Source organism: Candidatus Paceibacterota bacterium (assembly GCA_028714635.1).
Taxonomy (GTDB): domain Bacteria; phylum Patescibacteriota; class Minisyncoccia; order Phycocordibacterales; family JAQTLZ01; genus JAQTLZ01.
This window is the reverse complement of record JAQTLZ010000011.1, coordinates 1-7,437: the sequence shown is the minus strand read 5'-3', so window position 1 is coordinate 7,437 and position 7,437 is coordinate 1. Positions and strand designations below refer to the sequence as shown.

Here is a 7,437-nt window from a genome sequence, read left to right as displayed (position 1 = left end):
AACGAACTGCTTCAGGGCGTGCCACGATGGAAACAGCTGTTATAGAAAAGCCCGAGCCGGGCAATGCTATTGTTGATCTGCCTCCGGATGATGCGTATGACTGGAAAGTTTACAAGAAGATGACAGGGAAAGGTAAAAAGTAGAGTTCATTATGGAATTAGGTTCTCACCAAACATTTGAAAATCCGCAGGAGGAAATAAAATTCCTTCGGCAAGAGATTGCCAAAAAAGAAGAGGAGGTCTTGGAGCGAGGCGAGAAACCTAATCACGAGAAAATTGCTCACGAAAAAATAGATGAGCTTCAGAACGCTGTCGTCAATCATCCGGGAATTCCTGCGAAACTTGTTCAGAAGGAAGTAGAAGCAATAGTGCTGAATCTTTCTCCGGAAACGCATGATGACAAGATGGCTGAGCTTCTTGGAATTCTCCAAGAGCAGGGAATATTTCATGCACTCAAAGTGCTTGATGGAATTCATAATCCTCATCTTGAAGACGATTTTCACCGTCTGCTCGTCCAGTATTTGAGACAAGGTTTTCCGGCAAAAGGACTTAAAAATAAAAGTCCGCTTGAAAAATCTTTAAAGACTACTCTCTACGAAGTTTCGCTTCCTGAAGAAGAGGAAGAGGAGGGGAAGAATCCGAAAGAGCTCAAAAATCTCATTTCAAAAATGGAGCAGTTTTATGCCGGGATGCTTTCCATCTCTCCACAGGATCTTTCCGATGAGAATTGTTTTTCGATTGAAATTGCCAATGCCAGCGGTTCTCCGGAGACGATTTTTTACGTTTCAGTTCCGACCGATAAATCGTCCCTTTTTGAAAAACAGATGCTTAGTGTCTTTTCAGACGCAAAGATCAGAGAAGTAAATGATGATTTCAATATTTTTAATGAAGCCGGAGTTTCACTCGGCTCTTACGCGGTCTCGGCGAGTAAGCCGATCTTTCCTCTGAAGACTTACGAGCAGTTCGATTACGATCCTCTAAATGTCGTTCTTAATGCTTTTTCAAAAATAAAACGAGAGGGAGAGGGAGCGGCGCTTCAGCTTATCTTCAAACCTGCCGGACACGGCTATGCACAGCGCTATAAAATGGCGCTGGAAGAGATTAACAATGGCGTGCCGGTAAAACGCGCCACTGCTCTTCCTGAGACCGTCGCGGGGCATGTATATGATGTAGCCAAAGACATCTTTTATTCAGACAAAAAGCGCAAGCAGGATAAAGAAAAAGCTCGAGACGACATTGCTATAGAGCAGATCAAGAAAAAACTCGAGAGTCCGATCGTAGAAGTAAATGTGAGGATAATGGCGTCTGGGGTGAATCATGCTGACGCGCAGGGAATTCTTTCCGAAATCGAATCGTCATTTAATCAATTTGCTAACGCGCAAGGCAATCATTTTATTTGGAAACATGTTGATGGCTCGAAGCTTTTCGAACTCGAAAAAGATTTTTCATTTCGCATCTTCTCACAGGATCTCAAAATTCCTCTCAACCTGAAAGAATTGACGAGCATTCTTCACTTCCCACAAAAGGTAGATACCGCTCCGGAACTTCGCCAAGCAAAAGCCGGTACTGCCCCTGCACCTGTCGGGTTGCCAGAAAAGGGCACACTTTTGGGTATAAACAAGAATCGAAATACCGATACCAAGATTTTCATGACTCCTGAAGATCGTCTCCGACATATGTATGTCATCGGACAGACCGGTACCGGAAAGACGACCCTTCTCAAAAATATGATCGCCCAGGATATTCTCGCGGGCGAGGGTGTTTGTTTCATTGATCCGCACGGTTCTGACATTCAAGATATTCTCTCGATTGTCCCGAAAGAGCGCTATGAAGATGTGATTTATTTTGATCCAGCAAGCATCGAGAGGCCAATGGCTTTGAACATGCTCGAGTACGATAGAAATTATCCAGAACAGAAAACATTCGTGGTGAACGAACTTTTCAGTATTTTCCAGAAATTATACGGAGCAAATCCAGAAAGTATGGGCCCGATGTTCGAGCAGTATTTTAGAAATGCAACAATGCTTGTTATTGAAGATCCAGAAAGTGGTTCGACACTTCTTGAAGTTTCTCGGGTCATGGCGAATAAAGCATTCCGCGATCTCAAAATTTCGAGATGTAAAAATCCTGTTGTGGTGCAATTCTGGAAAGAGGTGGCAGAGAAAGCCGGCGGTGAAGCATCGCTTGCAAACATTGTGCCGTATATCACCAGCAAATTCGATGTATTTTTGGCGAACGAAATTATGCGTCCAATCATCGCGCAGGAAAAATCATCTTTCAATTTCCGCGATGTGATGGATAACAAGAAAATTCTTCTTGTGAATCTCTCGAAAGGGCGGTTGGGAGACATCAATGCCAATCTCATCGGTCTCATTCTTGTCGGCAAAATCCTTATGGCGGCTCTTTCTCGTGTGGATTCATTTGGGAAAGATTTGCCGAATTTCTATCTTTACATCGATGAATTCCAGAATGTAACGACCAATTCCATCGCCCAAATTCTATCTGAAGCGAGAAAATACAAGCTCTCACTCTCTGTAGCTCACCAATTCATCGCCCAACTCGAAGAAGATATTAAAGACGCAGTTTTCGGAAACGTCGGCTCCATTGCTACATTCCGCGTCGGAGCAGAAGATGCAGAATACTTGGCAAAACAATTTGAACCGGTCTTTACCCAAAAAGACATTATGAATTTGGATAATCGAAATGCATATTTGAAACTGCTTTCCGGTGGAAAGCCGCTCAAACCATTCAATATCGAAACCCTCGCTCCGCCAAAAGGAAATCTCGACATCGTAGCCAAACTGAAAGAACTTTCCTATCTCAAATTCGGCCGTCCAAGAGAGGAAGTGGAAGAAGAAGTGATGAAGAAATATGCAAAGGCTCCTGTTCCTGCTCCCGCGCCAGTTTCTCAAGCTGTCTAAAATGAAAGAATTAGATAATCAATCAACGACAGAAAAAGATATTTCTCCCGAGAAACAAGAGGAGCTCGGTATAATGAAAGACCGTATTATCTCTGCGCTTCATGATCAGGAAGTAAGGGAAAGTACAGCGAATGATTTTATTTATACATTTGGACAGCTTGGACTAGACAAAGAGAGATCTAAAGCATTAACGGCTCAAATATTTGAAGAGTTACAATCATCTTCTCGCCTTGATATTTCTGAAGGGAAAATCCTAAAAGATTTTCAAGATATAAAGGTAGGAGATAAAAATCTGGTTCAAATTCTCGAGGAGAGTCTCAAAGAACGAGCGAAGAAAATTTTCGGCCAACTTAAGGAACATCTCAAAGACGTGAAGGGAGAAGGTGTTGATTATGGAGCGGGGGATGGCCAAGTGACCCAACTTATTCAGGATGAATTGGGTTTCAAGATGGTGGGGTATGACCCTCGTGAGTATAAAAGGCCTGGAATAAAGGTTACGATCAAAAAATTTGATGGGGGCAATACTGGAGAAGAGAATGGACACTTTGGTTTTGCTGTGATGACCAACGTAGCTCATCATGAAAAGGACAATAAAAAAATTCTCGATGAATTGACTCGTATCATTAAACCGGGCGGGAGGCTTGTCGTAATCGAAACGGTGCCCGTTGGCGCTACTCCTGGGGAGATAAAGAAAGATCACGAGAGGACGTTTATGAACGACTATCTCTACAATCGTCTTTTCCATAATGCTGATGTCCCAGTTCCGGGTACGTTCGAAATCCCAGAAGATTGGATAAAGCGTTTTGAAGCAAAAGGCTGGCGATTGGTAAATTCTGAAAATCTGGGCGTCGATCAGCCGACTATTAATGACACCCATCATCTCCTTGTGTTTGAAAAAATGTAGAGCTTGTGGTTTTCTCTCAAAACCGTTACAATCTCGTGCATTATTGAATTAAAGCTAAAAGCTACCCAAATGCCACATCACAAAGAAGAGAGAACACTTGTCATTATTAAGCCAGATGGGCTCCAGAGAACTCTTGTTGGAGAAGTTATTAAACGCTACGAACAAATTGGTCTCAAACTTATTGGTATGAAGATGATGCGCCCTTCAAGCGCTCATATTGACGCACATTACAATCTCGACCCTGAATGGAAGAAAAATGTGGGGGAGAAATCAATAAAAAGTTACAAAGAAAAAGGCCTTACTCCTCCGTCAAATGATCCGCTTGTTATTGCGCAGAATGTTATTGAAGGGTTGAAGAAATACATAAGTGCTGGCCCAGTCGTTGCGATGGTGTGGCAGGGAGGAAATGCGGTGAAGATCGTCCGAAAAGTAACTGGAGGAACAGAACCTCTCACTTCTGACGTCGGAACAATTCGAGGAGATTACGTTCTTGATTCGTATGCGATGGCAGATACAGATGGCCGAGCGGTCCGAAACTTAATTCATGCATCAGGTTCGGTGAAAGAAGCAGAAGATGAGATTAAACACTGGTTCAAGACAGATGAGCTTTTCAAGTATGAGCTTATTAATGAGGCGATTCTCTACGGAATCTAATTCAGGATTCACAGATTTGCGCATTTCGTCGTTGAAATTTTGCGTTTTTCCCTCACTGTACTATTAAGTACAGCTCGAGAAAAGCCTCGATTTCGTCTAGAACTGCATCAAATCTGTGAATCCTGAGAACAGCTCAACGGTAAAAACCGTTGAGCTGTTTGCTTAGTGGTGATGCGTTTTTTCGTCCACCGCTTTTTCTTCCATTGCTAAGAGAAAAGCATCTTTTGTCGGGGTCTCTTTTACCAGCATCCATGTGGAGATGAGCGTGGTGATTGGTACTGCGAGCACGAGTCCGATGCTTCCGATGATCGCGCGAATAATTTCGGTAGAAAAAATCTCTTTATTGATCGTCTGGGTATAATCACCAGTTCCGAATGAATAGAAGAGAAGGAGAAGGGGAAGGGATGCTCCGACGTATGCTATTGCCAGCGTATTTACCAGAGCGCCGATATGTTCTCGTCCGATCCGTATTGCACGTCTGTAGATGGTTGATTTTGGAAGATGCGGGCCCACTTCGTGAAGCTCTTCGACCGCTATCGCTTGTCCGATCGCCGCATCATAGAGCACACCCAAGAGGCCTATGAGAATCCCTCCGAGAAGAAGCCCCGCGAGGTCAATTTGTCCTCTTGAGTTTTGATTGAGGTAAACTGATTCGTCAGTAGTAAATCCGGAGAGTCTAGCGTACTTAATGGCAAAAAATGCTAAAATTCCTGTCACTATGATTGTAACGATCATTCCTATGACTGCAGAACTGGTGGTCTTATTGAATCCGTGAGTGATGTACGAGCCTAAAATAATGATGAGTGAAGAAACGCCGATGCTCACTAAAACTGGCGAGTACCCGTGAAGAATTCCAGGAAGAAGCAAAAATCCGATAAAGAAAAAACTCAAAGCTAAAGCTATGATCCCGCGCACGCCTTGTTTCCCGCCGAAGAGGACGACGCAGACGACAAAAAGTCCTATGAAAAAATATAAAGCAGGAATGCGATACGGTTCTGAAACCGAATAAACATTAATGTTATTATATTTATCTATAGTGTGTATGAGATAAAATACATCTCCTTTTTGCAGATTGAGATAATCATTTTCCACAGTCACTTCAGCGCCTTTCTCATCACCATCAAGAATTTTGACTTTGAGGGTTTGATAATCACTTAAAGTATCTGTGCCGGGAATATCTTTTCTTTCTTGCGAAAGAATTTCCAAGACTTGCGCTTTCGCTGTTGTCCTGCTTTCGGGGACAAGATCTGCAGCTTTTGCGGCCTGGATTCCTCCAAGGAATACTAGGGTTAATAGAATAAAAGAAGAAAAGTATTTCATCCCGTTAGAGGCTTACTTCGATTGTTGATAATCGCTCAAGAAAATATAATTGCATAGTTGTTTGTTAGCCTCTAACGGGATTTCATATCGCTATTCTATCGCACTTCTTCCACTCCTTAAATACTTGCGAAATGGATAGCAATAAAGAGGACTAGAACGCCGAGAAGCGTCATTCCCGTAGTCAAAAATTTCGGATGCGCATGATGGCTTTCTGGTATGAGATCACTTGCGCCGATGTAGAGGAAAAATCCTGCAAAGAGTGCGAGCACGATGCTTAAAGCCTGTTCGGGAAGAGTAAAAAAGAGGGTAGAGGTTGCACCAAGAACTGGAGCGACCGCATCGAGAAGGAGCCATTGAAAAGCATTTTTCTTTTCTCCGCTATTCTTTAAGATGAGGCTCACTGTGTTTATGCCATCAGAAAAATCGTGGACAAGAACGGCTATTGTTACCACAGCTCCAATAGCGGCAGAGACTTGAAATGCAAGACCGATTGCTACGCCGTCGAGGAAACTATGGATTGAAAGGCTTCCAGCTCCGAGAATGCCTCGATGTGTTGTTTTGTGCTCGTGTCCTTCGTGATCGTCTTTATGAGTATGAAGGAATATTGTTCTATCGAGTACCAAATAAATAATAAATCCGAGTGCGACGCAAGAAGTGATTGTGGAGAGAGAGTGAAATTTTTCGCCAAGCTCAATTGCTTCAGGCATAAGATCAAAAAAGGCTACACCAATAACGGCGCCGGCGCTGAATCCAAGTACAAGATGGAGTTTGTCTTTGAAGCGGATAGCGAATAAGCCTCCGATAAGAGTGGCGATAAAGGCTGCGAAACTAATGAGTATGATCATTTTGTTATTGATTATGTATTAACGCACTGATTACAAATTCCGAAAAACTCAAGCGAATGGTTCATGATGGAAGAAAAATTTCTCGTCTGTCCTAAAACGCTTTTTTCGACTCCTTCAAATTCACATACGTCTACATCCTCCACTTTTTCGCATTTCTTGCAGATGATATGGTGATGATGTTTTCTTCCGGCCACAATCTCGTAATGTGCATGGGAATGTTCAAAATCGACTCTCCGGACGATTCCCACATCGGCGAAGTCTTCAAGCGCTCTGTAAAGAGTTACGGTATCAATTTTTTTCCCGGCTTTCTTTTTGATCGCTTCGACAGTGAGCGGTTTTGGCTCTCTGGAGAGCAAGGTCAAAAGAGAAACCCGACCAGGTGTAGCTTTCAGTCCCGTCTTTCGAAGCAGGGCGGAGAAGTCGAGTTTATGCGCCTTTTCTTTCATTCGTAGAGTATATTACAAACGCAAATAATTTGCAATTAGTGAATAGGTTGACTAAGCGCCGAAAAATTATCCTAATTTTTCGGCGCTTGACTCTCTTTTTTTCGAGCGTATTATAAAAATATGAACGACACAGGATTTAAAGGACTCGTCCTCGGCCTTCTCCTCCTTACAAAGGGTGGAGGCTTTCTTCGTGTCTAACTTCTCGAACTAACTAAGATAGATACAAAGAAGCCCTCCACCCGAGGGCTGATTTTTGTCACGCAAAAATCATGTCGAAAGATTTTTAGCTAGTGCGTAAAAATTTTCGACATAAATTTAATAGTTCTTTTGTGTTTAGTTCTTTCACAT

6 protein-coding genes are annotated in these 7,437 nt (G+C 42.8%); 3 read left to right on the top strand and 3 right to left on the bottom strand.

Features of this window, described 5'->3' with window-relative positions; all coding sequences use genetic code 11:
- Positions 1 to 151: 151 nt before the first annotated feature.
- The 3 genes from PHS53_04980 to PHS53_04970 all read left to right on the top strand — a co-directional run bounded on the left by PHS53_04980 (position 152) and on the right by PHS53_04970 (position 4,478).
- On the top strand, positions 152 to 2,920 hold the full coding sequence (locus tag PHS53_04980; GenBank protein ID MDD5357464.1) for a type IV secretory system conjugative DNA transfer family protein: 2,769 nt from the start codon (positions 152 to 154) through the stop codon (positions 2,918 to 2,920).
- 1 nt (position 2,921) lies between these two features.
- Positions 2,922 to 3,824: a class I SAM-dependent methyltransferase gene (locus tag PHS53_04975; protein MDD5357463.1), complete on the top strand. Its 903-nt coding sequence runs from the start codon at positions 2,922 to 2,924 to the stop codon at positions 3,822 to 3,824.
- A gap of 69 nt (positions 3,825 to 3,893) precedes the next feature.
- Positions 3,894 to 4,478 (top strand): nucleoside-diphosphate kinase, encoded by a 585-nt coding sequence (locus PHS53_04970; protein MDD5357462.1) that lies wholly within the window; start codon positions 3,894 to 3,896, stop codon positions 4,476 to 4,478.
- Positions 4,479 to 4,640: 162 nt separating this feature from the next.
- On the opposite strand, the gene PHS53_04965 is transcribed toward PHS53_04970, so the two are convergent.
- From PHS53_04965 to PHS53_04955, 3 genes are all read right to left on the bottom strand, one after another.
- On the bottom strand, positions 4,641 to 5,798 hold the full coding sequence (locus tag PHS53_04965; protein MDD5357461.1) for a YibE/F family protein: 1,158 nt from the start codon (positions 5,796 to 5,798) through the stop codon (positions 4,641 to 4,643).
- Positions 5,799 to 5,914: 116 nt separating this feature from the next.
- The gene (locus tag PHS53_04960; protein ID MDD5357460.1) at positions 5,915 to 6,643 is read right to left on the bottom strand and encodes a ZIP family metal transporter; all 729 of its coding nucleotides are present in this window, start codon (positions 6,641 to 6,643) and stop codon (positions 5,915 to 5,917) included.
- Positions 6,644 to 6,654: 11 nt separating this feature from the next.
- Positions 6,655 to 7,089 (bottom strand): Fur family transcriptional regulator, encoded by a 435-nt coding sequence (locus PHS53_04955; protein ID MDD5357459.1) that lies wholly within the window; start codon positions 7,087 to 7,089, stop codon positions 6,655 to 6,657.
- Positions 7,090 to 7,437: the final 348 nt, after the last annotated feature.